The 26,060-nt window shown below is 43.5% G+C and carries 21 protein-coding genes; 12 read left to right on the top strand and 9 right to left on the bottom strand.

What is annotated here, in order from left to right; translation table 11 throughout:
* Window positions 1-370 precede the first annotated feature (370 nt).
* A complete protein-coding gene (gene topA, locus AB4307_RS13690) occupies window positions 371-3,001 on the bottom strand; it encodes a type I DNA topoisomerase (protein WP_017067846.1) in 2,631 nt (876 codons plus the stop codon).
* Window positions 3,002-3,440: 439 nt separating this feature from the next.
* Between topA and AB4307_RS13685 the strand changes: the two genes are divergently transcribed.
* Window positions 3,441-3,686, top strand: coding sequence for a YciN family protein (locus tag AB4307_RS13685; RefSeq protein ID WP_017062104.1), 246 nt, complete (start codon window positions 3,441-3,443; stop codon window positions 3,684-3,686).
* 61 nt (window positions 3,687-3,747) lie between these two features.
* On the opposite strand, the gene aroA is transcribed toward AB4307_RS13685, so the two are convergent.
* Complete coding sequence (aroA, locus tag AB4307_RS13680; protein WP_017062105.1) at window positions 3,748-5,028, bottom strand: 3-phosphoshikimate 1-carboxyvinyltransferase; 1,281 nt, start codon at window positions 5,026-5,028, stop codon at window positions 3,748-3,750.
* A 162-nt stretch (window positions 5,029-5,190) separates the two neighbouring features.
* Window positions 5,191-5,646, bottom strand: a complete 456-nt coding sequence (locus AB4307_RS13675) for an outer membrane lipoprotein (protein ID WP_004736438.1) — start codon at window positions 5,644-5,646, stop codon at window positions 5,191-5,193.
* A 53-nt stretch (window positions 5,647-5,699) separates the two neighbouring features.
* Here AB4307_RS13675 and aat point away from each other — a divergent pair, with 53 nt between their 5' ends.
* The 3 genes from aat (at window position 5,700) to infA (ending at window position 7,408) form a co-directional block, all read left to right on the top strand.
* Window positions 5,700-6,410, top strand: coding sequence for a leucyl/phenylalanyl-tRNA--protein transferase (gene aat, locus AB4307_RS13670; protein WP_017063504.1), 711 nt, complete (start codon window positions 5,700-5,702; stop codon window positions 6,408-6,410).
* Window positions 6,410-7,108, top strand: a complete 699-nt coding sequence (locus tag AB4307_RS13665) for an arginyltransferase (RefSeq protein ID WP_017062107.1) — start codon at window positions 6,410-6,412, stop codon at window positions 7,106-7,108. The genes aat and AB4307_RS13665 overlap by 1 nt, the downstream gene beginning before the upstream one ends.
* An 81-nt stretch (window positions 7,109-7,189) precedes the next feature.
* Window positions 7,190-7,408: a translation initiation factor IF-1 gene (gene infA / locus AB4307_RS13660; RefSeq protein ID WP_001040192.1), complete on the top strand. Its 219-nt coding sequence runs from the start codon at window positions 7,190-7,192 to the stop codon at window positions 7,406-7,408.
* A gap of 201 nt (window positions 7,409-7,609) precedes the next feature.
* Here the strand turns inward: infA and clpA are convergent, their stop codons facing one another.
* Window positions 7,610-9,883 carry an ATP-dependent Clp protease ATP-binding subunit ClpA gene (clpA, locus tag AB4307_RS13655; protein ID WP_017062108.1) on the bottom strand — a complete coding sequence of 758 codons (2,274 nt, stop codon included), beginning with the start codon at window positions 9,881-9,883 and terminating at the stop codon, window positions 7,610-7,612.
* A 39-nt stretch (window positions 9,884-9,922) separates the two neighbouring features.
* A complete protein-coding gene (gene clpS, locus AB4307_RS13650) occupies window positions 9,923-10,243 on the bottom strand; it encodes an ATP-dependent Clp protease adapter ClpS (RefSeq protein ID WP_004737430.1) in 321 nt (106 codons plus the stop codon).
* 585 nt (window positions 10,244-10,828) lie between these two features.
* Here clpS and cspD point away from each other — a divergent pair.
* On the top strand, window positions 10,829-11,050 hold the full coding sequence (gene cspD, locus AB4307_RS13645; protein WP_004736548.1) for a cold shock domain-containing protein CspD: 222 nt from the start codon (window positions 10,829-10,831) through the stop codon (window positions 11,048-11,050).
* Window positions 11,051-11,380: 330 nt separating this feature from the next.
* On the opposite strand, the gene AB4307_RS13640 is transcribed toward cspD, so the two are convergent.
* Window positions 11,381-13,606 (bottom strand): NADP-dependent isocitrate dehydrogenase, encoded by a 2,226-nt coding sequence (locus AB4307_RS13640; protein WP_372132075.1) that lies wholly within the window; start codon window positions 13,604-13,606, stop codon window positions 11,381-11,383.
* Window positions 13,607-13,927: 321 nt separating this feature from the next.
* Here AB4307_RS13640 and AB4307_RS13635 point away from each other — a divergent pair, with 321 nt between their 5' ends.
* Complete coding sequence (locus tag AB4307_RS13635) at window positions 13,928-14,656, top strand: pseudouridine synthase (protein ID WP_372082691.1); 729 nt, start codon at window positions 13,928-13,930, stop codon at window positions 14,654-14,656.
* 58 nt (window positions 14,657-14,714) lie between these two features.
* On the opposite strand, the gene AB4307_RS13630 is transcribed toward AB4307_RS13635, so the two are convergent.
* Both AB4307_RS13630 and AB4307_RS13625 read right to left on the bottom strand, forming a co-directional pair.
* Window positions 14,715-15,386, bottom strand: coding sequence for a DUF2057 family protein (locus AB4307_RS13630; RefSeq protein WP_372082754.1), 672 nt, complete (start codon window positions 15,384-15,386; stop codon window positions 14,715-14,717).
* 133 nt (window positions 15,387-15,519) lie between these two features.
* A complete protein-coding gene (locus tag AB4307_RS13625) occupies window positions 15,520-16,485 on the bottom strand; it encodes a porin (protein WP_372082689.1) in 966 nt (321 codons plus the stop codon).
* 513 nt (window positions 16,486-16,998) lie between these two features.
* Between AB4307_RS13625 and dinG the strand changes: the two genes are divergently transcribed.
* From dinG to AB4307_RS13600, 5 genes are all read left to right on the top strand, one after another.
* Window positions 16,999-19,074, top strand: a complete 2,076-nt coding sequence (gene dinG, locus AB4307_RS13620) for an ATP-dependent DNA helicase DinG (protein ID WP_372132073.1) — start codon at window positions 16,999-17,001, stop codon at window positions 19,072-19,074.
* 128 nt (window positions 19,075-19,202) lie between these two features.
* Window positions 19,203-19,982, top strand: a complete 780-nt coding sequence (locus tag AB4307_RS13615) for a sulfite exporter TauE/SafE family protein (RefSeq protein WP_017062114.1) — start codon at window positions 19,203-19,205, stop codon at window positions 19,980-19,982.
* Window positions 19,983-20,004: 22 nt separating this feature from the next.
* The gene (gene priC, locus AB4307_RS13610) at window positions 20,005-20,553 is read left to right on the top strand and encodes a primosomal replication protein (protein WP_372097852.1); all 549 of its coding nucleotides are present in this window, start codon (window positions 20,005-20,007) and stop codon (window positions 20,551-20,553) included.
* Window positions 20,543-20,713 carry a pleiotropic regulatory protein RsmS gene (gene rsmS, locus AB4307_RS13605; RefSeq protein WP_017055021.1) on the top strand — a complete coding sequence of 57 codons (171 nt, stop codon included), beginning with the start codon at window positions 20,543-20,545 and terminating at the stop codon, window positions 20,711-20,713. The genes priC and rsmS overlap by 11 nt, the downstream gene beginning before the upstream one ends.
* Window positions 20,714-20,742: 29 nt before the next feature.
* Window positions 20,743-21,876, top strand: coding sequence for a ribosomal protein uL16 3-hydroxylase (locus AB4307_RS13600; RefSeq protein ID WP_102319680.1), 1,134 nt, complete (start codon window positions 20,743-20,745; stop codon window positions 21,874-21,876).
* 112 nt (window positions 21,877-21,988) lie between these two features.
* Here AB4307_RS13600 and AB4307_RS13595 read toward each other — a convergent pair whose 3' ends face one another.
* Entirely contained in the window at window positions 21,989-24,106 is a 2,118-nt protein-coding gene (locus AB4307_RS13595) for a methyl-accepting chemotaxis protein (RefSeq protein ID WP_050643783.1), read from the bottom strand.
* 499 nt (window positions 24,107-24,605) lie between these two features.
* On the opposite strand from AB4307_RS13595, the gene emrD reads away from it, so the two are divergent.
* Window positions 24,606-25,811 carry a multidrug efflux MFS transporter EmrD gene (gene emrD / locus AB4307_RS13590; protein ID WP_017065927.1) on the top strand — a complete coding sequence of 402 codons (1,206 nt, stop codon included), beginning with the start codon at window positions 24,606-24,608 and terminating at the stop codon, window positions 25,809-25,811.
* The last annotated feature ends 249 nt before the right edge of the window (window positions 25,812-26,060 follow it).

Genomic DNA, 26,060 nt, shown 5'->3' with positions numbered 1-26,060 from the left:
GGTTTTATATACGTTATCGACTTTTCGGCCGAATTCAATTTTTAATACGCCATTCTGTGGTACGTAAGCTGATTGCTTTCCCAAGACTTAAAGCAGCTCACATTACACCGTACAGACGAAACATTACATTAACACCCGACACACATCAGGTATACAACTAAACGCTGATCTGTGAGTTACAATATTTTAATTAAGTTACATTCTCGTTAAAGTTGCATAAGAAAACCTGATTAATTGGCATTATTTATTTTGCGATGTGAATTTAATAAATTCTCGCAGACGAAACACCAGGTCAACAAGTTGCATATTTAGTCATATTGAGATCAAAAAAAAGCAGCCATTAGGCTGCTTTTTCATCAATAACGTTCAGTTATTTCTCTTTAGGCTTTTTACGCTTATCCGTAACTTCCCACTTACCGTCGATGTACAACGCAGTCCAACCGGACGGTTTTCCATCTACTTCAGTACGCACGTAGTTTTCTTTGGTCTTACGACTAAAACGAACCACTGTCGGCTTACCATCAGGGTCAGCAACTGGCGCTGATGCTAGGTATTGGAACTTAGGTGAGATACGGTCTTTAAAACGAACCAGCTCTTCCACTAATGGTGCACGTGTTTCACGTGATTTAGGGAAGTTGCTCGCAGCCATAAATAGACCAGAAGCACCATCACGAAGAACAAAGTACGCGTCTGAATTTTCACACGGAAGTTCAGGGAAATGCACCGGGTCTTCTTTTGGTGGCGCAACTTCGCCATTTTTCAGAATCTTACGAGTGTTCTTACAATCTTCACTCGTACAGTCCATGTATTTACCAAAACGACCGTTCTTCAGAACCATGTCAGAACCACACTTGTCACACTCAACAAGTGGACCATCGTAGCCTTTCACTTTAAATTCGCCGTGCTCAACCACATAACCTTCACAGTTCGGGTTGTTACCACATACGTGCATCTTACGCTTATCATCGATTAGATAGGCATCCATTGCCGTTTCACAAATAGGACAACGCTTTTTAGCTCGAAGTGCTGCTGTTTCAACGTCTTCTTCAAGCACGTTGATAATGCCTTCTTCATCACCAAGGTTGATTGTTGTCTTACAACGCTCTTTTGGTGGAAGTGCATAGCCAGAACAGCCAAGGAATACGCCTGTCGAAGCAGTACGAATACCCATTTTACGGCTACAAGTCGGACACTCGATATCAGTTTCTACGATGTGGTTTGGCTTCATGCCACCCGCATCTTCGTCTAAGTCTGCTTTTTCCAAATCGCCAGTAAAGTCTTCGAAGAAGTTATCTAGCACGCCTTTCCAGCTTGCTTCGCCTTCTGCGATTTGGTCCAACTTCTGCTCCATACGAGCAGTGAAGTCGTAGTTCATTAGGTCATTGAAGCTGCCATCTAGACGGTCAGTAACAATTTCACCCATCTTCTCAGCATAGAAACGACGCTGTTCAACTTTTACATAACCGCGATCTTGAATCGTTGAGATGATTGATGCGTATGTTGAAGGACGACCAATACCACGCTTCTCAAGCTCTTTAACTAGCGCCGCTTCAGTGAAACGAGCCGGTGGCTTAGTGAAGTGCTGTTTAGGGTCTAGCGCAATCAGATCAAGCTTATCGCCGATCTGTACTGCTGGAAGGATCGTATCTTCGTTCTTGCCCATTGGACGCTGAACACGAGTCCAACCATCAAATTTAAGGATACGACCTTTCGCTTTCAACGTGTACTCATCTGCTTTAACGCTTACTGTCGTTGAATCGTATTGAGCTGGCGTCATTTGACACGCTACGAATTGATTCCAAATTAGCGAGTAAAGCTTGTGTGCGTCTGCGTCTACGCCGTTTAGATCTTCCGACTTAACATCTACACTTGAAGGACGAATCGCTTCGTGGGCCTCTTGAGCGCCCTCTTTGCTGCCGTATGCAAGTGCTTTAGGTGGAAGGTATTGCGCGCCGTACTCAGAACCAATGTATTCACGAGCGGCTTCTACAGCTTCTGAACTCAAGTTGGTTGAGTCAGTACGCATATAAGTGATGTAACCCGCTTCATACAGGCGTTGAGCCAGCATCATGGTTTTCTTTACGCCATAACCAAGACGCGTACTCGCCGCTTGTTGCAGCGTCGACGTGATGTAAGGTGCAGACGGCTTACTCTTTGTTGGGCGGTCTTCACGTTTACATACTTCGTATTGCGCTTTTTCTAAAACGCTAACAGCAGCTTGTGTTTGCGCTTCATTTTCAGGTTTAAACGCAACACCGTCTTTCTGTGCAACTTGCAGTCTAAAGTCGGTTTTCTCTGCTGTTTTAGTATCAGCATGCACATCCCAGAACTCTTCAGGGATAAAGGCGTTGATCTCGCGCTCACGCTCTACCAGTAGTTTTACCGCTACTGATTGAACACGGCCAGCGGACAGGCCTCGTGCTACTTTTTTCCAAAGCAGAGGTGACACCATAAAGCCAACAACACGGTCCATAAAACGTCGTGCTTGTTGTGCGTTTACGCCATCAATATTTAGCTCACCTGGAGTTTCGAAAGCTTGTTGAATAGCATTCTTGGTGATTTCGTTAAAAACCACTCGCTTGTATCGCGTTTCATCGCCACCGATGATCTCACGAAGGTGCCATGCGATAGCTTCTCCTTCGCGGTCCAAATCGGTTGCGAGATAAACATGGTCTGCGTTCTCAGCCAGTTTTTGCAATTCAGCGACGACTTTCTCTTTACCAGGTAGGATTTGGTAGTTCGCTTCCCACTCTTTATACGGGTTGATACCCATCTTTTTGATAAGAGCTTTGCGATCTTTTTCTTTCTTGATACGAGCTTTGTCTTCTGGGCTCATACCCTTGGTTGAAACTGCAGCAGCCTTTTGACCAGTACTTTGACCTGCCGTTGGTAAATCACGTACGTGACCTACACTCGACTTAACGACAAAGTCTTTGCCAAGATATTTATTGATAGTTTTAGCCTTGGCTGGCGACTCCACTATAACGAGCGATTTACCCATATTGACTCTAACGTCCTTAATCACGATGCTTCAGCACCAACAATTTAGCTTGTGGGCTTTTACGCATGATATTCTAAATTCATTGCTTCTTTTTTTACTATTGTGCGAGATTACTAGAAGATCAACCGCTTTTTTCAAAATTGGATCTGATCGCTCGACAATTCGACGACTCATAGATAAAAGGGTCACAATATAAAGAAGCTATAAAGTACTCACTAAGAATACTTGCAAGAGCCTATTCATCAGGCATTACGTCTAAACGGGCTCATACTAAGCTTGTCCGCGAATCTAACGCGAGCCCCATTCAATTATTTTTGCCGTAAATCACAAAATAAATTGTGGATGTTTGAAAAGACTCTCTTAATCGGTTGTGAAATCATTGAATTTCTAGTTCGACACCATAAACTCAACGTTATATTCAGTTATCAGAGATAAACTCATGACAAAGAAAGTAATAGCAGAATTTGATTTACTGCTTATCGCAAACCAAATTATCCAATCACATGATGACTACATTGAAGGCATGCGCGCAAACAGCGTAGTAGAAAAAGACGATGTACTCGTCTTCAAAGGTGAATACTTCTTAGACAGCAATGGAATGCCGACAGAGAATACAACCGCGGTATTTAACATGTTTAAATACTTAGCGCACCACCTTTCGAAAGAATTTACAATTCAGCAATAATTAAAAAGCTTGCCACTTAGGCAAGCTTTTTTGTTCCTAAACCTTTACATACTAAGCATTTTTATAGACTTAGCATTTTCAGCTTGTCGAAATAATCAGGGAATGTCTTTGACGTACAACCTGGATCATTAATCGTCACAGGCGTATCGCTCAAAGCAACCAGCGAGAAACACATCGCCATACGGTGATCATCGTAAGTATCAATCGCCGCATGAGTCAGTTCAGCCACAGGGTTAACAATAATGTAATCTTCACCCTCTTCCACTTCAGCGCCGACTTTGCGTAGCTCTGTTGCCATTGCAGCCAAGCGGTCTGTCTCTTTCACACGCCAGTTGTAGACATTACGGATTGCCGTTGTGCCTTTCGCAAACAATGCGGTTGTCGCGATAGTCATCGCAGCATCTGGGATATGGTTATAGTCCATATCAATGCCTTTCAGCTCGCCACAACGAGAAATAACGTAGTCGTCACCCCATTCGATTTCCGCACCCATTTTCTCAAGCGCATCAGCGAATTGGATATCACCTTGGATACTGTTTTTACCAATACCAGTGACCTTAATCTCACCACCTTTGATAGCAGCGGCTGCAAGGAAATATGACGCAGATGATGCATCACCTTCAACCAAGAAATCACCCGGTGCCGAGTAAGATTGCCCGGTAGGAATCACAAACTCTTGGTAATCATTATTGATCACGTCCACACCAAATTGCTTCATGATGTGCAGCGTAATATCGATGTAAGGTTTAGAAACCAATTCACCGTCAATTTTAATGGTCACTTCACCTTCAGCTAAAGGCGCAGCCATCAAAAATGCCGTCAAAAATTGACTAGAGATCGAACCGTCGATAGAAACCGTACCGCTCTTCAAACCGGTACCTGTGATCTTCAATGGCGGGTAGTTTTCGTTCTCTAAATATTCAACGTCGGCACCGGCTTCTCGTAGTGCTGTTACTAAGTGGCCAATTGGGCGCTCTTTCATGCGAGGCTCACCAGTAAGAACGTATTCACCGCGACCTAAACATAGTGCAGCCGCCAACGGACGCATCGCCGTACCCGCGTTACCTAAGAAAAGCTCTAGGGCTTTGTCACTTGAGAATGCACCACCAACACCTGTCACTTCACAAACGGTTTTGTCTGCAGACAACTGATAATCAACACCTAACTGAGTCAATGCATTCAACATATGACGAATATCATCACTGTCTAGCAAATTTGTTAGGCGAGTGGTTCCCGTAGAAAGTGCAGCCAAAAGAAGTGCACGGTTGGAAACGCTTTTTGAACCAGGTAGGTTAACTTCCCCGTTCACTTTTTGAATTGGTTGTAACGTAAGGCTTTCCATTAAATCTTATAGTCCTTGTACCACCCGAAGTCACTGGTGCGTATTTATTTTCGGGTGATGAATAATTCTTCGTACTTGCAGACTAACGAACTTTTCCAACGAACTCCAGAGCTAATCCGGCCCAAACCGGTGATTAATTAGCCAATCAATCGTATTTATATACTAGTACACGAGATCAACTCGAACACCATCTGAAAAATAGAGAATTCGTACATCATCGCCTCGGTTGAACAGCATCGAGTTATCGACATCTTGGATAATGTTGACCAACTTGTCGTCTTTGGTTTTGACCAATAACTCGACCAGTTTGTACTCTACTTTATATTGTGTGTTACCTCGGTTACGAGCAATACCCGCACCTGCTACTGCACCTACAGCTGTCGCCACTTCTTTACCAGTGCCGCCGCCAAACTGGTTACCAATCAAGCCACCAATCGCCGCACCTAACAAGGTTTCCCAACCATTCGCTTTCGACTCAACGATCTCTTGCTGAGTGATGTATCTGACCGTATCAATCTCACCATAAACCACCTCGTTTACTGGTCGAGCTTGGTTTCTGTTGTAAGCTGCATTTGCCAACATGGGCAAAACAAGTAAAATCCAAAGCAACTTCTTCATGGTAAAACTCCTAAAGACCTCTTGGTCAGTGATTAATCTGTAATGCGGTACTTATGACTATATACCTAACCGAACTTGATACTACTAGTATAGAGTTTCCTTCGCCTTTCGACGCGCTTGATGACCCCAACGGTCTACTCGCCTTCGGTGGTGATTTATCACCAATGCGAATTTTAAACGCTTATAGCCAAGGTATATTTCCATGGTATGGCCCAGGTGAGCCTATACTTTGGTGGAGCCCTGCACCGCGAGCGGTATTTAATCCTAAGACATTCGAACCGTCAAAAAGTCTTAAAAAGTTTCAAAGAAAGCACAATTATCGAGTCAGCATCAACCAAGCGACGGACAGAGTAATTGGTTATTGCTCTTCACTAAGACCCGAAGAAGAAACCTGGCTAAACAGCGACATGCAGTCAGCCTACCGCAAACTCGCTTCATTAGGTTTCTGCCACTCGGTTGAGGTTTGGCAAGATGATGAACTGATCGGTGGACTTTACGGCTTACAAAGAGGCCAAGTCTTTTGCGGTGAATCGATGTTCAGCCTAAAGACCAATGCCTCTAAAATTGCGCTGTGGTACTTTTGTAAACACTTTACCCGATTCGGCGGACAACTGATTGATTGCCAAGTCATGAACCCTCACTTGGAATCCTTGGGCGCTATCGAGGTTGATAGGGATGAATTCCTAGGCTCTCTGCAATTACTCAAAGAGTTCTCCGTTGACGATGCATGCTTTAAAACCCAATGGCTAAAGGAAATGCCTTAATGAATCCAGATTTACAACAAATCAGAATTGGATTAACAGACAATCACGCTTGCAGCTACTTACCTCACTTCGAAGAGAGAGTGGCGGTCACGCTTGACGAACACATGCACACCTCAGATAACTATGAAGTTCTGCTTGCGAATGGATTTCGCCGCAGTGGTTCAACCATTTATAAGCCACATTGCGATAATTGCTCAGCATGCCAAGCGATTCGGCTTTCAATTCCTGAGGTTAAGCTTTCCAAAAGCCAACGACGGATCCTTAACAAAGGAAAATCACTACGTTGGGAACTGAAAGATGAGATGGATGACAACTGGTTTGACTTATACAGTCGCTATATCACCGCTCGTCACCGTTCGGGAACCATGTACCCACCCAAGAAAGAAGAGTTTCTACAATTCTCTAAAAATGAGTGGCTTACTACAAAGTTCATGCACATCTATGATGAGAACAAGTTGGTTGGTATCGCCGTAACCGACATCATGGCTCACTGTACGAGCGCGTTTTATACCTTCTTCGCTCCTGATATAGACATTTCGATGGGAACACTTGGCGTTCTATTTCAGATCCAACATGCCCAGAAAGAACAAAAACAATGGTTATATTTGGGTTATCAAATCGATGAATGCCCTGCGATGAACTATAAAGTACGATTTCAACGTCATCAAAGGCTAGTAAATCAGCGGTGGCAAGGGTAGAATACGCGACAACTTTACATATTTTGATTTTAACGGCACAATCAAGCCGTTGAAAACCGCCAAATTTCGAAAGAGGATTAGATGGCTAAAGAAGACGTAATCGAGATGCAAGGCACTGTCCTTGATACTCTACCAAACACAATGTTCCGTGTTGAGCTTGAAAACGGTCACGTAGTGACAGCACACATCTCTGGTAAAATGCGTAAGAACTACATCCGTATTCTTACTGGTGATAAAGTAACTGTTGAGATGACTCCATACGACCTTTCTAAAGGCCGCATCGTCTTCCGTGCTCGTTAATTTTTAATTAGCGAATACAATAAGAAGCGGAGCTTAAGGCTCCGTTTTTTATTGCCTGAGCTTTTTACTACACAAGCACATCAATCTCGCATCTCGCATCTCGCATCTCGCATCTCGCATCTCGCATCTCGCAAGCATAAAAAAACGCACAACCTAAGTCATGCGTTTTATATTTAAGCCTTTGATTTATCAATCACTTCGTTAGTGCATGACCTCTTCTTTAGCACCAACATAGATGAAATCCAATTCGTCTTTTTTCAGGGATACTTTAACCGTACCGCCATCAACCAAGCTACCGAACAGTAACTCGTTAGCAAGTGGTTTCTTAAGCTTCTCTTGAATAACACGTCCCATTGGACGAGCACCCATGGTCTTGTCATAGCCTTTATCAGCTAACCAGTGACGAGCATCCTCAGAAACCTCTAAAGACACGCCACGAGCGTCCAGTTGAACCTGAAGCTCGACAATGAACTTATCAACTACTTGGCTAATCACACTTGGGTCAAGGCTGTTGAACCAAATGATATTATCAAGACGGTTACGGAACTCAGGAGTAAATACCTTCTTGATTTCGCCCATCGCATCTGGCGCATGATCTTGTTGGATCAGGCCGATCGATTTCTTCTCGGTTTCAGCCACACCTGCGTTGGTCGTCATCACTAGAATCACATTACGGAAGTCCGCTTTGCGACCATTGTTGTCAGTTAGCGTGCCGTTATCCATTACCTGCAGTAGCAAGTTAAAGATATCTGGGTGAGCTTTCTCGATTTCATCCAGTAACACAACAGAGTGCGGGTTCTTGATTACGGCATCCGTTAGCAAACCACCTTGGTCGTAACCAACATAACCAGGAGGCGCACCAATCAAGCGGCTCACTGAGTGTCGCTCACCGTACTCAGACATATCAAAGCGCAGAAGCTCAATACCCATCAACTTAGACAGCTGAACAGTCACCTCTGTTTTACCGACACCAGTAGGACCAGCAAACAAGAATGAACCAACAGGTTTATTGTCTGCACCCAATCCAGCACGGGTCAGCTTAATCGCTTCACTCAATACATCGATTGCAGGGTCTTGTCCGAATACCAACATTTTCATGCGCTCATCCAGTTTCTGGAGTGTATCTTTGTCTGAAGACGATACTGACTTTTCAGGAATACGCGCCATTTTCGCAACCATTGACTCAATATCAGCCACGCTTACCGTTTTCTTACGACGGCTTGCAGGTGCCAAACGACTACGAGCGCCCGCTTCATCGATTACGTCAATGGCCTTATCAGGAAGGTGGCGTTCATTAATGTATTTAGCTGACAGTTCCACAGCGGCACGCAACGCTTTGTTGGTGTAGCGCACTTCGTGGTGAGCTTCGTATTTTGGCTTCAAGCCAATCAGGATCTTGGTCGTATCGTCTAGCGATGGTTCAATAATATCTATTTTCTGGAAGCGACGAGCTAAAGCACGCTCCTTCTCAAAAATACTGCTGTACTCTTGGTACGTTGTTGAACCGATGCAACGTAATTTGCCACTGCTTAGTAGTGGTTTAATTAAGTTTGCCGCATCAACCTGACCACCCGATGCAGCCCCGGCACCGATAATGGTGTGGATCTCATCGATGAACAGAATCGCGTCTTCTTCTTTCTCCAGTTGCTTAAGAATCGCTTTAAAACGTTTCTCAAAGTCACCACGATATTTGGTTCCGGCTAACAGTGAACCGATATCTAGAGAATAAATTACGCTGCTCTGAATGATTTCAGGCACTTGTCCTTCAACGATGCGCCATGCAAGACCTTCCGCGATGGCAGTTTTACCTACCCCCGCTTCACCCACTAACAGAGGGTTGTTCTTACGACGACGACACAGAACTTGGATAGTGCGTTCTAGCTCTTTGTCACGACCGATTAGTGGGTCAATATTGCCCTGCTTTGCGACTTCGTTAAGGTTAGTAGCAAAATTTTCTAAACGGTCTTCAGAGTTAGCTTCTTCAGCATTTTCTGCACCACCAAATGAATCGGATGATGAAGGACTGTCGCCTTCGTTGCTCGCTTTGGTAATACCGTGTGAGATGAAGTTAACAATATCTAAGCGACTAATGTCGTTTTTCTTAAGAAGATATGCCGCGTGAGATTCTTGCTCACTAAAAATAGCCACAAGTACGTTAGCACCTGTTACTTCGCTGCGACCTGAAGATTGAACATGAAAAACAGCGCGTTGAAGTACTCGTTGGAAGCTCAACGTAGGCTGAGTTTCGCGAGTTTCGTCGCTTTCAGGGATAAGTGGGGTCGTTTGATCGATAAAAATATCGAGCTCATTGCGAAGAGCATCGAGATCAGCCTGACAAGCTTGGAGCGCTTCCTTGGCCGCATCATTTTCTAATAATGCTAGTAGGAGGTGTTCGACAGTCATGAATTCATGTCGCTTGTCTCGCGCACGAGCAAATGCGCCATTTAAACTCGTCTCTAATTCTTTATTTAGCATAAGTACCTCCTAAGGGAACAACAGTGTTGTTCGAGCAATTTATACTTGCTCCATTGTACATAGTAGCGGATGCTCATTTTCCTTTGAGTACATCGTGACCTGCGCTACCTTTGTTTCCGCTATTTCAGCACTGTATGTGCCGCATATAGCTTTACCTTCATAATGAACCTTGAGCATCACTTCCGTTGCTTTTTCGATATCTAGTGAGAAGAATCGCTCTAGGATCTCGATTACAAAGTCCATGGGCGTGTAGTCATCGTTATTCAACACAACGTTATACATCGCCGGTGGCTTTACTTTTGTTGCTTCTTTCTCCAGTAAATCTGAGCCTGGAGATGCCCATTCAAAGTTTCTGCTCATATCGCTTTGCTAAGGGTTATTTTTCGGAAGTCGTGAGTGTTTACCTAACCCAAATTTACCACATTCACGCTTTACGGTGTACTAAGAAACTGCACCGAGAAACAGTACCAAAAAATATTCCTCTATACTGAGCCTAATCCACCATTTCCATCGCTGCAAATAAAAGATCTCGATTAACAGGATTAACATATGTGATTGATTAAAAAGACACCACAACTATTGATGCTAACGATAAGATCACCGCTAAGTTACTATTTAGTTAATAGTTTGCAGTTAATCTCGAATGTGATTTGTTATTAAAATTGATCAATTTTATACCAATTTGCTATTGACTGTGCTCAATCATTAGCTACATTGGAGCTAAAAGGTTTTTTAATACATTTTTGCAACATGAATTGAAATCAGTAACACGCTTCAAAAATTAACAATAAGGAATAATTACGCAGGGTAGCGTTAATTTCCGTAAGCAATGTACGAGATTCAAGCTATTAGCTGAAATTCTTTAGCTGGTAGGAATGATATCAATCGCACTTACAACAATTGATATAACAACGTTAGTAACAAAATGCATGAGGGATGTATAGCATGGCTACAGGTACAGTAAAATGGTTTAACAATGCCAAAGGGTTTGGCTTTATTTGTCCAGAAGGTGAAGACGGCGATATTTTCGCGCACTACTCCACAATACAAATGGAAGGTTATCGAACCTTAAAGGCTGGTCAGCAGGTCGACTATGAAGTAGAAAGTGGACCTAAAGGCTCGCATGCTAGCTCAGTTGTTCCTGTAGAAGGCAGCGCCGCAAAATAGGCGATTGCCAACTCATGTTAACCTCCAGCAGTCGTCATTAACGGCTGATAGGTAAACAGAATATTGAAACCGCTCATTTAATACCTGTAACACAGGATTACGTGAACGGTTTTTTCGTTTTAGGGGCTATAAAGTTGCTCACTAGACCATTAGTTCACGGGTGTATTCTTATTAAGCTAGGTCTTTGAGGTATTACAAAAGAACAAAAAAAGACGCTTTAACGTTATCGTTAAAGCGTCTTTCGTTTTGACTTTATCTATAACTTAGCTATCAGCCTAAGCAACTCGTTAGCAAATCACGTTCATGAGTGACTAACGATGAGTCCAATCACTATGCATCAATAAACGCGTTTAGCGTTGAGCTTGGGCGCATTAGTGTTGAAACCAATGCATCGTCAAGTAGGTAGTAACCACCTAAGTCGCCAGCCACACCTTGAGCGTTGTTCAGCTCTGCAACGATCGCTTCTTCACTTTCAGCCAGTTGACTTGCCACACCTGCAAACTCAGCAGCAAGATCAGCGTCAGCCGTTTGCTCAGCAAGCGCCTTAGCCCAGTATGCCGCTAGATAGTAGTGGCTACCACGGTTATCAAGCTCACCTACTCGACGTGAAGGAGACTTGTTGTTATCAAGGAACTCACCCGTCGCTTTATCAAGCGCATCAGCTAGAACTTGTGCTTTAGCGTTACCTGTTACTACGCTCAGGTGCTCTAGAGATGCCGCTAGTGCCAAGAATTCACCTAGAGAATCCCAACGCAGGTGGTTTTCTTTCTCTACTTGTTGAACATGTTTAGGAGCAGAGCCGCCAGCACCTGTTTCAAACAGACCACCACCGTTCATTAGTGGAACAATCGATAGCATCTTAGCTGATGTACCAAGCTCTAAAATCGGGAACAAGTCAGTTAGGTAATCACGTAATACGTTACCAGTAACCGAAATAGTATCTAGGCCTTCTTTGATACGAACCAGTGAGTATTGAGTCGCTTCAAGTGGAGCAAGGATCTTAATTTCAAGACCATCGGTATCGTATTCAGGAAGGTATGCTTCAACTTTCTTGATAAGCTGAGCATCATGTGCGCGTGACGCATCTAGCCAAAATACCGCTGGAACACCCGATGCACGAGCACGCGTTACCGCAAGCTTAACCCAGTCTTGGATTGGTGCATCTTTAACCTGACACATACGGAAGATATCGCCTTCCTCTACGTCTTGCTCAAGAAGCACAGCGCCTGAAGCGTCAACAACTTGAACCTGACCAGCAGCTTCAAGGATGAAAGTCTTATCATGAGAACCGTACTCTTCCGCTTTTTGAGCCATCAAGCCAACGTTTGGTACGCTACCCATCGTTGTTGGATCGAACGCGCCGTTCTCTTTACAGAAATCAATAACCGCTTGGTAAATGCTCGCGTAGCTACGATCTGGGATCATTGCTTTGGTATCTTTTTGCTTACCTTCTGGATCCCACATTTGACCAGAAGAACGCAGCATTGCAGGCATAGATGCATCCACAATGATATCGCTTGGTACGTGTAGGTTAGTAATGCCACGGTCCGAATCAACCATCGCTAGTGGTGGCTGAGTCTCGTATACCGCTTGCAGGTCAGCTTCGATTGCTTCTTTCTGCTCTTGAGGAAGCGCATCAATCTTCGCGTAGACATCACCGATGCCGTTATTTACATCAACGCCTAGCTCTTCAAACAGCTGACCGTGTTTAGCAAATACGTCTTTGTAGTAAACCTTAACCGCGTGACCAAAGATCACTGGGTCAGATACTTTCATCATCGTCGCTTTCAAGTGAAGAGAAAGCAGTACACCTTGCTCGTTAGCCGATGCGATTTCTTTTTCGAAGAATGCAACCAAAGCGGCCTTATTCATCACTGACGCATCAATGATCTCTTTATCTTGCAGTGCAAAAGCTGGCTTCAATGTTTTCTTCGCACCATCTTTGCCAACGAATTCAATGCTAACTTCTGTAGCACCTTCAATGGTTACTGACTTTTCGCTACCGAAGAAATCTTTGTCGTCCATACTTGAAACGTGCGACTTAGAATCTGCAGACCAAGCACCCATTGAGTGTGGGTTCTTCTTCGCGTAGTTTTTAACAGAAAGTGGAGCGCGGCGATCCGAGTTACCTTCACGCAATACTGGATTTACTGCACTGCCTTTGATTTTGTCGTAAGTCGCTTTTACTGCTTTCTCTTCGTCAGTGTTTGCTTCTTCTGGGTAATTAGGAAGAGCGTAACCTTTTGACTGTAGCTCTTTGATTGTTGCTTGAAGCTGAGGTACAGATGCAGAGATGTTTGGAAGCTTGATAATGTTTGCTTCTGGTGTCTTAGCCAATTCACCTAGTTCTGCTAATGCATCACCAATACGTTGCTCTTCGTTCAAATAGTCAGGGAAGTTGGCAATAATACGCCCTGCAAGTGAAATGTCGCGAGTATCAACGTTAATACCAGAAGAAGCTGTAAAAGATTGAATGATAGGCAGCAGAGAGTATGTTGCTAGCGCCGGAGCTTCGTCTGTAATGGTATAGATGATCGTTGGTTTTTCAGTAGGCATGAAATTTCCCTATAGTTCTTACAAGCTCATTTAAAGTAGTGAGCGTGTTATAAATTGACCAGTAAGCCACTCTAAGAGTGAAAACTGCTTACTCGATAGTCTTACTCTATCTTATTTTTCATACAATCTTGATGACAGCATGAACCAAATCCGTGAGTGCGTTGTTATAATAAAACACGAAGGTATAATTAAACAAATCAGGCTTAAGAGTCCATCAACTTGTTCTATTTTGTGTCTTTTAGGCGCGCAAATGATAGCTCAATTCCGTTTCAGTGAAAACTTTTCAGCACACTTCGTTTACATTTTTGCAAGGTAGTTAACATGTCTACTCGCTCACGCAGCGCATCTCGTTCAGACAAACCGGCTCGTTCTGGTGCAACATTAAAACAAAGCGGTAATAGACAAAGCCGAAGCAGTGATAAGAATAACACTGGCAATTCGCACAACAAATCTCACTCAAGCAAGCACCGATATAAAGGCAAGCCTACCAACACAAAACCTAAGGTAGCACTCGAGGATCGCAAAGTAATTCTGTTCAACAAGCCTTTCGATACTCTAAGCCAATTTACAGATGGCGAAGGGAGAAAAACGCTAGCGGACTTTATTCCAGTGAAAGACGTTTATGCTGCAGGTCGCCTTGACCGCGACAGCGAAGGGTTAATGGTCTTGACCAACGATGGTATTTTTCAAGCTAAGCTAACTCAACCAAACTCAAAATCCCCAAAGACTTACTGGGTACAGGTTGAAGGCGCACCTTCTGAGGAAGATTTAGATAAATTGAGAAAAGGTGTCGAACTAAAAGACGGCATGACACTGCCCGCTCAGGTTGAGGTGATGTCTGAACCTGTTGTGTGGGATAGAACCCCTCCAGTACGCTTCAGAGCCGCGATACCGACAACATGGTTGGCTATTACAATCATTGAAGGACGTAACCGCCAAGTAAGACGCATGACAGCCAATATCGGCTTCCCTACCCTGCGTCTTATCCGTTACTCAATGGGTAATATGAATGTGGGGCAGCTGCAGCCTGGTGAGTGGAAAGAGATTTAACTCATAGCAATATATTAAAGCGAGATTTACGTCTCGCTTTTTTGTACGTGAAGATTGATTACTCTTGGTCAATCATCCATTTACGGAATACTTTACGGTCTTCTTTTGAAGTGCTCAGATACAAAGCTTTAAGTTGCTCGACATTTTGAGTAACACTTCCCACAACGCTTGGGGCAGTTTTAAGATCTAGTTTCGGAGTATCCGATTGAGTTGTAACTGGAGAGGGAACTATCGCAGTAGTCGTGGCAGTGACTAACGCACCATCGACAAACGTGATTCCTCGTTGATCGTTATGTTCTTTTACAAGCTTGTCCATTCCCATAAATGGAAGTAGACCTTTCTTGCCTTGAAGTAACTCTTGTTGATAGACAAGTTCGTTACCGTCTTGAGTTAAACGCCAATCGGGGTTTTGCTTTCTGAAAGCTTTTTCCGCTTCGCTTTTACTTCGAGCAACCGGGTGATCCAATTTAATTTCATTCCCACCTGCTTCAAACGTTAATAAATATGGCTTAGAAGTAAATACGCTATTACCACTACCACGACCAACTTCTTTGTCCATTCGGACAACAACTTGAGTCGTACCATTTCTTATTATATTCGTCCCCAATTTAGAATCAGCCTCTACACCATTAATGTAAAGAACAGAGACACCTTTGCTAGGAACCAGAGTTATAGCATGTGCAGAAAATGCGAGCATAGTTAAAACAAAGAATAATTGCTTTTTAAACATCACAGAGATTGACTCCTTTCATCAGGCACGTTGCCAAAAATAATTAAGTAATTATTATATGAAATATTAAACTGTAAAAATAAATAAAGCCACCCTGAGGTGGCTTTATAAGAAAGTTTTTAACTAAACTCAATTAGAAGCTAGCTTTAACACCTACAGCAACACCAGTGTCCGTGTTTTTCTGGTCTGTACCACCAACTTCAATGTAAGCCGTAGTGTTCGGAGCAAAGCCGTAACCAGCATTTACAAACCAGTTGTCGGCGTCATTGTCATTGTTGTCACTATCAGAAGTGCTGTAGCCAGCACCGATAGTTACTGCATCAATAGTGTAATCAGCAGCAAAAGCGATAGTATCTGCATCTACTTTTACAACTCCTGTATCCATTGTTGTCGCGTAATAGCCCAACTCAAGATTCAAGCTTTCAACGCCAGAGAAACGAGCTTCTAATGCCCAAATAGCGTCGTCCGCGCCAGGCGCCATCTTTTCCAATTCTGCGTAGCCATAGTATGCAGTGAAATCAAAATCAGCTACACGACCACCAAGTTTAAGATCGTAATACGCTCCATCTTTGCCAAGAGCATCTGTGCTGTCATTCTCATCTTGAGCAAGAGATGCTGTAGCATAGAATGTCCCTGTATCGATATCATAACGAATCATTTCATCTTGACAGAACTCACTACCATTTTCGAAGAAAGAGCTCACACCAAACTGGTAATCAGAACCAACACCAGCATCGTCTAGCGCGCCACACGTACGACCAACCTTCACAGAACCGTAGTTTTGAGTATATAAAGCCACATAGACATCACCAACATCTGCAGATGTTGAAGAACCGCCAGTTACTTCACCAGATGCTCCATCAAACTCCCAATAACCGCCAAAAGTTAGCTCGTCATTAAGCGCATAACGAACATCAAATCCAAAGTCAGCATCTTGAATTTCTTGCTGGAATTCTGAATCTTTTGCAAAACCTTTAACGTAAACAACTTCGATGTCGCCACTTAGGTTAACAGATAAGTCTTCCTGGTTGTAAATTTCGATTGCTTGTGCCGATGTTGCTGCAAACATAACACTTAGTGCTAATAGAGTCTTTTTCATAATAAATCCACTGCCTTTTCTAAGAATGGGAGATCCTTGCCCGGTTCCCTTTTATTTTTATGACTGGTCATTACCACTCTTTGTTGGTTAATCACCGTCACTAAATTTCGAGGTCTAGATTGCAAAAGATTATCCTGCGTGTCAAATAAACTAAAAACAAACCTAAAAAAAACACAAAGCAATCAAAATCAACCACTTACATTTTTTTTCATTGTTTTACGAGCAGCTTATCCTTAGTTTTATCAGGAAATATAATAATCCAAAAAAAGAACAAAACAGCATTTAACACCACAAACAACTTGTAAAAACGCCACATCTCAGGATTTAACACCTACAAGCAAGTCTTTTTTAATATTTATATTTCGCAACATAAATAAAATAGTTAAGTTCCTGATGGTTCAGTTTTTTTTTGTGAACAAGATCTACCTTTGATTCAAAAGCAAGCTATTTCACCGTAAATGTACCGACTAGTGATATGTGCTACTATCCTCGCTCCGTTACGTAGGTCACAGTATGCTAACTACTAAAATTCAAAAATCTATTCGCACCAGTTATCAAAACCTCCAAGATCAGTTGGACAACTTTGTACCTCGACGTGCTCAAAATTACCTTGTTGCAGAAATAGCGAAGACACTTTGTGGTCAATACCACAAAAGTAATCGCACGATCGTTGCAGAAGCCGGGACAGGGATCGGGAAATCACTGGCTTATTTAATGGCTACTATTCCTGTCGCTGTGCTCAATAATCGAAAAATAGTCATATCGACGGCGACGGTTGCGCTACAAGAACAGCTCGTCAATAAGGATCTCCCTCTATATAGAAGACTGACTGATCGAGAGTTTTCTTTCATATTAGCGAAGGGTAGACAGCGTTATTGTTGCTCCGAAAAGCTAGCCGCTGCCTGCGGGGTTGATGGCGGACAAATAGCCATGTTCGAATCTAAGCCAAAGAAGAAAGATATCGAGCAACTTCAAACCATGTATCGAAGCCTAACCCAAGGTAAATGGGATGGTGACCGCGATTCGTGGCCAAAACCCATCGACAACATGATTTGGCAGATGATTGTTAGTGATAAGCACAGCTGTAATAACAGTATGCCTACTCATAGAGACTGCCCTTTCCAAAAAGCGCGCTCAGAGCTAGATAAAGCAGACGTGATTATCGCCAATCACAGTTTAGTGATGGCAGATGCTGACTTAGGCGGCGGTGTGATACTGCCTGAGCCAGAAAATAGCATCTATATATTCGATGAAGCTCACCATTTACCGCATGTAGCCAGAGATCACTCTTCTGCGGCTGCGAGCTTAAAAGGCGCAGCATCGTGGTTGGAGCGTTTGAATCAATCAATCACTAAGCTTTCAGGCCTCGCTGACGAGAAACGTGTCCATCGATTTCGAAATGAGCTGCAAGACTCAGTGCAACAGCTGATCCCTACCCTGACTCAAATGAGTAAACAGTTTGACGCTAACCACTTTGAAGACGGCTTGTATCGCTTCGAACATGGCGACTTACCTGAGTGGCTTGAGAATGAATCAAAAGACCTCAAGCAACTCACACAAAAGGCGAGCCAAGCAGTTGCGAAGATTGCAGACCTGATTGCGGAACGAGTTAAAGACGGCGAGCTTTCAGCAAAGCTTGCAGAGCCGGCACTGGCAGAAATTGGCTTCTATATACAAAGAACAGAGAACCTTGCTCAAGTTTGGCGCTTAATGGCTGAACCGAAGAGAAAAAAAGGCGCTCCTTTGGCTCGTTGGCTCGAACTTAACAAAGAAAGCGAAGGCGATTTCGTTGTGAATGTTTCGCCACTAGAGGTGGGTTGGCAACTGGATCAACAAATCTGGAGCCGCTGTGTGGGTGCCGTATTAGTATCTGCGACCATGAGGGCGCTCAACTCTTTCAGCTTTTTCTGTCATCAAGCCGGTATCAGCCAAAAAGCAGAAGATGGCGTACAGTTTTTGGCTTTGGCATCACCGTTTGATTACCAGAATCAAGCTGAGCTGATCGTTCCGGCAATGAAGTACGAACCACAAGCACCTAAGTTTACCGAATATCTTATTGAAATTTTGCCTAAGGTAATAGAAGACAAAAAAGCCAATCTCGTTCTATTCTCTTCTTACTGGCAAATGAACAAAGTTGCAGAGGCTTTAACAACAGATTTCGTTAAAAAGTCGTGGGCATTGCAGGTTCAAGGCGATACTTCACGAACTGAAATTCTAAAAAAACATAAAAAGCTAATAGACCAAGGTAAAACCAGCGTTCTTTTTGGAACTGGCAGCTTTTCTGAAGGTCTTGATCTACCGGGTGAGCTTCTTGAAAACCTCGTTATTACCAAGATTCCTTTTGGTGTTCCTACCTCTCCCGTAGAGCAAGCACATTCAGAATATATTGAATCACGCGGTGGTAACCCTTTTATGCAGATTACTGTTCCAGATGCGAGTAAAAAGCTTATTCAATCTGTGGGTAGACTACTGCGTAAGGAAAGAGATTCTGGTAAAGTCACGATCCTTGATAGACGCATAGTAACGAAGCGATACGGAAAGTCCCTACTCGATTCACTACCGCCTTTTAAAAGAACAATAAAATACTAATATCCCCTGCCCTTGAGGTAGTTATGGGCCTTCATCGCTAGGCCCTTGCATTCACAACCCAACATGACTAATCCATAGATTTTTCATGTGGCTGCCCTATCAGCCGATAACGAGAACACTAGCTATTTATGGAAATGATTGAGCCAACCATGTTGGTCATACTTGCTCTGGTTGCATTTGCAGCAGGCTTTATTGATGCTGTCGCAGGTGGCGGAGGGATGTTAACCGTTCCAGCTTTACTGTCACTTGGTTTACCGCCACACATCGCATTGGGTACTAACAAGCTTGCAGCAACCTTCGCTTCATCTACAGCTGCATTCACTTACTACCGTAAAAAGCTGTTCAAGCCTGAGTGTTGGGTCAATGCATTCATATCTACTTTAATAGGTGCGACCATCGGCACACTCACTGTTGATGCCATTAGCACCGAGTGGTTAGAGAAGGTATTGCCGTTAGTCATTCTTGCCGCAGCGGTCTATACCATTTTTCATAAGACTCCAGATGTGAGCCATAATGTGTCTCCTAAGCCATGCCCTGTGCTTAAGAGAAAACAAAAGTACCAAGGATTCATTCTTGGCTTTTATGATGGGGTTGCTGGCCCAGGAACTGGCGCGTTTTGGACGGTAAGCTCTATGGCGCTTTATCGCTTAAACATCTTACTTGCCTCTGGTCTATCCAAAGCCATGAACTTTACCAGTAACTTTACCTCTTTGGTGACCTTCGCGATTCTTGGTCATATTGATTGGGTTCTAGGTTTAACCATGGGCCTTTGTTTGATGGCTGGAGCGTTCGTTGGCGCTCACTCTGCTATTCGTTTCGGTGCTACATTTATACGACCTGTGTTTGTTACCGTAGTAAGCGTACTTGCAATTAAACTGGCATATGAAGCTTGGTTTGTGAACTTATAGGCAATAGCCAACGGGGAGTGAGATGAATCAATTTTCAAAGCTAAAAAGTGTCATTGATACCTTGATTGGCCATTGCTCGCAGGTTGATAAATCTCGAGGAGCTTATCATCAAGCCTTGTTTGACCGAGCCTTATTTAAATGTGGCGCCTCTGTTTTGCTTCCCTATGCACTTGAAACTCAGGCAACGTACCGCACCATTGTACGTGAACAAACCACAAATCAACTGACCGCATCCAGAGCCAACTACCTGACAGAAAAGCTGACAAATCAGATTGCAGCAATCCAAAGAGAGTTAGCCAACCACGATTTACGCTTGGACCGAAAAAGTAAGTCAGGGAAAACCCTTAACGACCTATACAACGAACTCGCTCAGCACCAAGACTGGCAAAAGCGATTGATCGATTTAGTCCGAGTAAGAAAGTTAGCGTTTGATTCTGCGCCTCGCCACAGTAAGAAAAAAGCGGAAGAGGCTTGGCAGTTAGCAAAAGAGCGATTAGAACGCTGTGAAGACTCAATGAAAAATATTGAGAGACTGATTAACTTAGAGAACCCTAAGCGAAATGAACACTGATAACACACCATCACCACTGGATAACGCACCAGAAGAAGTTAAATTAGCTGTCGACCTGATCTATCTGCTCGAAAGCAACGAAATCGATCCAAAAGTCGCGTTAGAAGCAATCAAAATTGTCCAGCAAGATTTACAAGCCAAACTAGCATCTAGCATCTAGCATCTAGCATAAAAATATACAGGATTCACATGTACCAACTTAGCTTTTCTATGCCCGAGTTTCTTGAAAACTACTGGCATAAAAAACCAACCATCTTAAAGGGTGGCTTCCAAAACTTCGTCGACCCAATTTCGCCGGAAGAACTTGCTGGTTTATCGATGGAAGAAGAAGTGGATTCTCGCTTTGTCTCTAACCTCGACAATCAGTGGACTGCAGAACACGGTCCATTCTCTGAAGAAAAATTTGGCGAGTTAACCGAAACTCATTGGCAGCTGATCGTTCAAGCAGCGAACCACTGGCACCAAGGCGCAAATCAACTGACTGAGGCGTTCCAAGCGTTACCAAACTGGTTATTCGACGATCTCATGATCTGCTACTCAGCACCTGAAGGCGGCGTAGGCCCACATATTGATCAATACGATGTCTTCATCATTCAAGGTCAAGGCAAACGTCAATGGAAGGTTGGCGCTAAAGATGTTGGCCAATATAAAGAGACTGTCCAAGCTTCTGCACTTCGTCAAATTGAAGGTTTTGACCCAATCATCGATGAAACTTTAGAGCCGGGCGATATCCTTTATATCCCACCAGGTTTCCCACATGAAGGGAACACGTTAGAGCCGTCAATGAGCTACTCTATTGGCTACCGCTCGCCTAAAGAACAAGAACTGATCAGCAACTTTGCCGATTTTGTACTTGCACATGATATGGGTGACGTTCATCTTCACGATCCAGAATTCAAAACGCAAGATGGCTACGGAAAAATTCGTTCATCGGATTTAAGCAATCTCACAGACATGTTGAAATCTGCACTAGAGCAACCTGAAACCATCAGTGAATTCATGGGTTGTCTGCTAAGCCAATCACGCCACCAGCTTGATATCGTTGCTCCAGAGCCACTATGGACTCAAGAAGAGATCGCTCAACACTTAGAGTCTGAAGGTGAGATTCACCGAGTATCAGGCTTAAAGGCGCTCTACCACGAAAATGAAAGCAACACTGCTTACATCAATGGCGAAGTGGTTAAGGTTGATGAAGCGGATTCTTCGTTACTCAACATACTTTGCGATGAGACCATGATTACCTCGGCTACTGCCCTATCTCCTTCGGGCATAACTGTCGTGACTGAATTGGTCAACAAAGGCTACTGGTTTATCGAAGAGTAAGCAGCGTCAACCGCTGGTTATTGCCTAGCCTCTAAATAAACAATTAAAAAAGGGACAAATGAAATCTTCATTTGTCCCTTTTTCTATTCAAGAACTGGTTAAGGCTTAATGCTTATACCTTGAACTGATTGACCAACTTCTGTTGTTGTTGAGACAGTTGGTCAATTTCATTGCCGACTTGCTCAGAAGCCGCGGCTTGCTCCAAGATCTTCGCACTCAAATCGCGAATATTAACCACGCTTTGATTTACTTCACCGGAAACCGATTGTTGCTCTTCGGCTGCTCGAACGATCTGACTGTTCATATCACTGATCGCCTCAATAGAAGTAAAGATCGACCCCAGATCTTCAACTGCTTTCTGAACGTGTAATGCTGTATCGTTAGCTAGGATATTGCCTTCTTGTATTGCTTCAACGACATCTTGAGTTCCAGCATGAACCTTGTCGATCACCGCTCTGATCTCACCAACCGATGACTGGGTGCGACTTGCGAGGTTTCTTACCTCATCCGCAACAACCGCAAAGCCACGACCTTGTTCGCCAGCACGAGCCGCTTCAATCGCCGCATTCAATGCCAGTAAGTTAGTTTGCTCAGAGATCCCTTCAATCACACTTAAGATCTCTGTGATGTTTCCGTTATTTTTTGCCAATTCTTCAACAATAGGAACAGCACTCGACATACGCTCCACCAGCTTTCTCATTTCACCGGCTGAAAGTTCGATGACTTGTTGCCCTTGTTGAGCAGAACGATTCGCTTCGCACGCTGCATCAACGGCCACTTCTGCATTTTGTACCACTAAGCCCGCAGTTTGAGTCATCTCTTCGGCCGCTGTCGCCACAAGATCGACTTCTTTAAATTGAGATTCACTGCTTTCTCTGGTGCTTGATGCCGATGCTTTAGCCTGGCTTGTCGTACTCGCCACTTGTTCAGTGGTGTGAATAACTTCTTTGATCGTGTGTTGTAACTTGTCTAAGAATAAGTTGAACCCTTTAGATAGCTGACCAATTTCGTCTTGAGATTTCACTTCCAAACGCTGTGTCAAATCACCTTCACCAGAAGCAATATCATTAAGTCGCTCAACCACTTGTCGAATAGGCTTCACAATTGAAAGGGAAGCAAATGCGATGATGGCTAAGCCGAACAAAATGAATACGGTACCTGCAATTACTTCCGTCTTGATGCCTTCACTTAGCTTAGTACTAATGATGGAATCCAATTTGTTGGCATCAGCGACGACGCTCTCTCTTGGAATCTCGAACAACACACCCCAAGTTTGGTTAGCTGCAACAACAGGTGCAAAGGCAAGTAACCACTCACCGTTCTCGCTCCATTGCGTTGTCACTTCACCACCAAAGATAAAGTCGGTCATTAAATCACTGTTTGTATTGCCACTTTGGAAAGTTGAACCGACTGCAATGCTTGAATCATCAGAAGCGATGACCGAACCATCTAGACTAACCACGTAAGCTTTACCCGCACCGTTAAACAAGCTCTGGTCAGATTGAGTAATCACACTCGTTAAACCATCAAGTCTTAGATCAATACCAAGAAAACCAATAGCAACGTCGTCAACCAAAATAGGGACTGAAATAGAGGACGTAAGTAGTGCTACACCACCGCTGTTCACGACTCTCGGCGTACTAATACACGTTTGCCCTGAAGACAAAGGACAGTAAAAACGTTCGCTATTGCTGTCATCATTCAAGATAGATTCTGAAAGAACGTTCGCTAGAACATTTTCACCGTTATCTGCCACCTTCCAGTAAGGAGCAAAACGACCTTTTTCGTTAGAACCAACATAATCAGCATCGACATAATTCGCATCTTCACTATCGAGCAAGTCAGGCTTGAAAACTAGATACGCTCCTTGAATAGAGTCGAAGTTTAAAACCGAGCGACGAACCATTTCATCCAAGGCGGTACGAAGCTCTTCACTTGGTGTAAAGTTTTCGTCTGCATTGTTTTTTAGAAACTGAGCACTGGCCGCAAGCATTTCTGCGCGGTAAATAGCTTCGTCTACATAACGTTGAGTTTCTTGAGCATTAAGCTGAGAAACAGACGCCAGCAACTGCTGAGTTTTATTGATAACTGATTCTGAACTTTGAGATTTGATGACTTGTTGATTGCTCGTCGCGTTGTAGATCGAGAAACCAATAAGAGACAGTGACGTAATGATTAAACAACAACCTGCTAAGAGGGTTATTTTCCACTGTACCGATAGAGAGCGCATTTAATATCCTTATTTAAGCCAAAAGACTTCCATAACCATAACTATCACATCGACAACGAATTGCTGTACAAAATGTAAACAAGTTAGACGAATAGCTTAGCGGATAATTACAGCACAAATTGCTTACATATAAAACGAAAGTTTATACAAATGTTAATAGAGCGTGTTTTCTTCCTTTTTTCTGTGATTTAAAATGATGTACTCATATAATCATTGGCTGTGTTGCTTAGGTTTTAGCGCTTTGGACATAGCCAGAACATCGATATTTAAAGGAAGCCCACTCCACCCTCTCCCTCTTTAAAATGCAGCAATTTCGGATTAGTTTTTATAATCCAAGTCATAGATTTTTATCTTACTCAACTTCACACTTTTTGATTGCTAAGCCCGCAATCAAGCTCTAATATCTCGCGCCTAGATTCCCTGAACACTTTATTCATTTGGCTCTCCTTTAATGGAGCGCTAAGGCTTTTTACGTCTTAATTTTTGGAGAGATACGCAAATGTCCGCCTCGTTTCCATTAGCGAAACTTACCTTTTTAATCGCTATTCTGACTGCCGTAGGTCAAATGACTCAAACGATGTACGTGCCTTCTATCGGTCATATGGCAGGTGAGTTCTTAGTTTCGGCATCTTCACTGCAGGCAGTGATGGCGTGTTACTTGATCCCTTATGGTCTGTCGCAATTTGTTTACGGCCCACTTTCAGATCGCCTAGGTCGTAAACCGATCATCGTGATTGGTTTGATCATCTACATCATCGGTACTTTGGTGGCATTGTTCGCTCACGAATATGAATGGTTCTTAGCGGGCAGCTTTATCCAAGGTTTGGGCATCGGTTGTGGTGGTGCGATGTCTCGTACATTGACTCGCGACTGTTTTGAAGGCGCAGAGCTGCACCGTGCAAACAGCTTGATTAGCATGTGTGTGATTTTCTCACCATTGATGGCTCCTGTACTGGGTGGTTACCTAACAGAAGTTTTCGGCTGGCGTTCTAGCTACTTATTCCTTGCGCTGTTTGGTATTGCTGTTGTGATCACTATGATGACGAGCATGATGGAAACACTGCCGAAAGAACGACGCAAGCATGAATCGGTTGCCAACAGCTACAAGTTCGTTCTGTCTGATAAACGTTTCCAAGGTTTCTTATTGGTATTAGTCGCAACCTTTGCTGGTGTAGCCGTATTTGAAGCAGCGGCAGGTGTGTTGCTTGGTGGCGTACTTGGCTTACCGGCAACCACAGTAAGCTTGCTGTTTGTCTTGCCTATTCCAGGTTACTTAGTCGGTGCAGGCTTATCTAGTTACATCGCACAACGTCGCTCTGAGCGCCGTGCATTGAATGTTGGTCTGGTTGCGATATTGGTAGGCTCAACAGTGGTATTGATACCGGGTCTGTTTGGTCAAACAACAGCATTAACTTTGATTGGCGGTGCCACAATTTACTTCTTGGGCGCTGGCATATTATTCCCAGCAGCAACAACAGGGGCACTTTCGCCATTCCCGTACCACGCTGGTACTGGAGGTGCGATTTTAGGTGGTATGCAAAATCTAGGTGCTGGCATCGCAACACTATTGGCATCGTTCTTCCCAGCTCAAGACCAACTGCCACTCGGTTGCCTGATGATTGCTATGTCATTCATCGCTATGCTTGGTTTACGTTGGGTTAATCGTAAACCTGACCACTCAAACGAAATGCCATTGGCTATTTAACGTAAAACTCGAATCTTGCTAAACAAAGGAAAGGGACATACTGAAAAGTGTGTCCCTTTTTGTTGCACATTTATTCCTTCCACTCTCACGTATCAGTAATTTCATTTAACATTACTTTGATTTTTTGAAAACAATAACAGACACTTACGATGAAGGTGCATATCCAGAATCCAATTATAAATAATATCACTGGAAGATACCCAACCAACAAAGGATGCTGGCATCAAAAAGAGTAAGGTGCACACTAAG

The organism is Vibrio sp. 10N.261.52.C2 (assembly GCF_041471425.1).
Classification (GTDB): Bacteria; Pseudomonadota; Gammaproteobacteria; order Enterobacterales; family Vibrionaceae; genus Vibrio; species Vibrio crassostreae_C.
Note: the sequence above shows the minus strand (reverse complement) of the source record. Positions and strands in the feature narration are given on the sequence as shown.

What these genes read in the sequence shown, in the direction of transcription:
- topA (WP_017067846.1), bottom strand. Translation starts at nt 3,001, where the DNA reads ATGGGTAAATCGCTCGTTATAGTGGAGTCGCCAGCCAAGGCTAAAACT.
- AB4307_RS13685 (WP_017062104.1), top strand. Translation starts at nt 3,441, where the DNA reads ATGACAAAGAAAGTAATAGCAGAATTTGATTTACTGCTTATCGCAAAC.
- aroA (WP_017062105.1), bottom strand. Translation starts at nt 5,028, where the DNA reads ATGGAAAGCCTTACGTTACAACCAATTCAAAAAGTGAACGGGGAAGTT.
- AB4307_RS13675 (WP_004736438.1), bottom strand. Translation starts at nt 5,646, where the DNA reads ATGAAGAAGTTGCTTTGGATTTTACTTGTTTTGCCCATGTTGGCAAAT.
- aat (WP_017063504.1), top strand. Translation starts at nt 5,700, where the DNA reads ATGACTATATACCTAACCGAACTTGATACTACTAGTATAGAGTTTCCT.
- AB4307_RS13665 (WP_017062107.1), top strand. Translation starts at nt 6,410, where the DNA reads ATGAATCCAGATTTACAACAAATCAGAATTGGATTAACAGACAATCAC.
- infA (WP_001040192.1), top strand. Translation starts at nt 7,190, where the DNA reads ATGGCTAAAGAAGACGTAATCGAGATGCAAGGCACTGTCCTTGATACT.
- clpA (WP_017062108.1), bottom strand. Translation starts at nt 9,883, where the DNA reads ATGCTAAATAAAGAATTAGAGACGAGTTTAAATGGCGCATTTGCTCGT.
- clpS (WP_004737430.1), bottom strand. Translation starts at nt 10,243, where the DNA reads ATGAGCAGAAACTTTGAATGGGCATCTCCAGGCTCAGATTTACTGGAG.
- cspD (WP_004736548.1), top strand. Translation starts at nt 10,829, where the DNA reads ATGGCTACAGGTACAGTAAAATGGTTTAACAATGCCAAAGGGTTTGGC.
- AB4307_RS13640 (WP_372132075.1), bottom strand. Translation starts at nt 13,606, where the DNA reads ATGCCTACTGAAAAACCAACGATCATCTATACCATTACAGACGAAGCT.
- AB4307_RS13635 (WP_372082691.1), top strand. Translation starts at nt 13,928, where the DNA reads ATGTCTACTCGCTCACGCAGCGCATCTCGTTCAGACAAACCGGCTCGT.
- AB4307_RS13630 (WP_372082754.1), bottom strand. Translation starts at nt 15,386, where the DNA reads ATGTTTAAAAAGCAATTATTCTTTGTTTTAACTATGCTCGCATTTTCT.
- AB4307_RS13625 (WP_372082689.1), bottom strand. Translation starts at nt 16,485, where the DNA reads ATGAAAAAGACTCTATTAGCACTAAGTGTTATGTTTGCAGCAACATCG.
- dinG (WP_372132073.1), top strand. Translation starts at nt 16,999, where the DNA reads ATGCTAACTACTAAAATTCAAAAATCTATTCGCACCAGTTATCAAAAC.
- AB4307_RS13615 (WP_017062114.1), top strand. Translation starts at nt 19,203, where the DNA reads ATGGAAATGATTGAGCCAACCATGTTGGTCATACTTGCTCTGGTTGCA.
- priC (WP_372097852.1), top strand. Translation starts at nt 20,005, where the DNA reads ATGAATCAATTTTCAAAGCTAAAAAGTGTCATTGATACCTTGATTGGC.
- rsmS (WP_017055021.1), top strand. Translation starts at nt 20,543, where the DNA reads ATGAACACTGATAACACACCATCACCACTGGATAACGCACCAGAAGAA.
- AB4307_RS13600 (WP_102319680.1), top strand. Translation starts at nt 20,743, where the DNA reads ATGTACCAACTTAGCTTTTCTATGCCCGAGTTTCTTGAAAACTACTGG.
- AB4307_RS13595 (WP_050643783.1), bottom strand. Translation starts at nt 24,106, where the DNA reads ATGCGCTCTCTATCGGTACAGTGGAAAATAACCCTCTTAGCAGGTTGT.
- emrD (WP_017065927.1), top strand. Translation starts at nt 24,606, where the DNA reads ATGTCCGCCTCGTTTCCATTAGCGAAACTTACCTTTTTAATCGCTATT.